The following is a 1,117-nucleotide window of genomic DNA, read 5'->3' as shown; positions in this document are numbered from 1 at the left end:
CTGGTCGGCATCGGCTGGGGCGCCTCGTCCTGGGTGGATCCGATCGAGGCCCGTCGGCTGCGGCCCACCGAGCACCATACCGAGGTCGCCTTGGCTCAGGTCCGCGCCCTGCTGACGGACCTGCGGGCCACTGGCCGCTGGTCCCCGGGCGACCCGCTGCCGCTGGTGGTGTTCGACGCCGGGAACCAGGGCACCGACCTGGCGGCCGAACTCGACGGCCTGCCCGTTCAGGTCCTGGTCCGATTGCGCTCCAACCGGATCTTCCACGCGGAGCCGGCCGTCCGTGAGCCGGGAGACCGCGGTCGGCCCCGCCGACATGGCGCGCAGTTCTCCCTGGCGGATCCCACCACCCACCAGGACCCGGACACCGAGCAGGCTTTCGACTCCGAACGGTACGGCCGTGTGCGGGTTCGCTCCTGGCGAGGCATGCACCAGGCGCTGTCCCGTCAGGGCTGGTGGAGCGACTTCCCCCTGGACAAGGACCTTCCGATCGTTCACGGCACCCTGGTCCAAGTCATCGTCGAACGGCTGCCACACGGCAAAGGCCCCTACGCTGACCTGTGGTTGTGGCACGCCGGCCCAGTCATGACCGATCCCGCCCTGCTCGCCAAGGCGTACTTCCGCCGCTTCGACCAGGAGCACTTCCACCGCTTCGCGAAGGTCCATCTGGGCCTGGGGGCAGCGCACTTGGGCTCGGCCGAGGCCGTCGACCGGTGGATCGCCCTGGTCATCGCCTCATATGCGCAACTCCGGCTGGCCCGCTACCTGGTCGACGACCTGCGCCGGCCCTGGCACCCCCGCCCCGCGCCGGGCGCCATCCTCAGCCCCTACCGCGTCCGGCTCGGGTTTCGCCGTCTCCGCGCGAAACTGCCCGCGCTCACCCAGCCGCCGAAACTCATCCGGCCCGGCCGCGGGCGAACGCAAGGGTCGAAGAACAAACCCAAGGCCACCCGCCCCGCCTACCGCACCAAGCCCCCGACCAGCACCAAACACAAAGCGTGACGAAAACCTCAAATCACAAGGTAAGCATTCAGAAGGAATGCGGCTGATCGGTGACGGTATGTGAGGCTGGCTGGTCAGGCCGCTTGCTCGATGGGGGGCATCCAGAGGTTGCCGG

1 protein-coding gene is annotated in these 1,117 nt (G+C 69.4%); it reads left to right on the top strand.

Annotated elements, in window-relative coordinates:
* The coding region (locus tag ACWD6R_RS40665) for a transposase (protein ID WP_451823360.1) at positions 1–1,002 on the top strand (1,002 nt) is incomplete at its 5' end.
* Positions 1,003–1,117 lie beyond the last annotated feature (115 nt).

The organism is Streptomyces sp. NPDC005151 (assembly GCF_053599875.1).
This window is presented reverse-complemented; position numbering and strand designations above follow the sequence as displayed.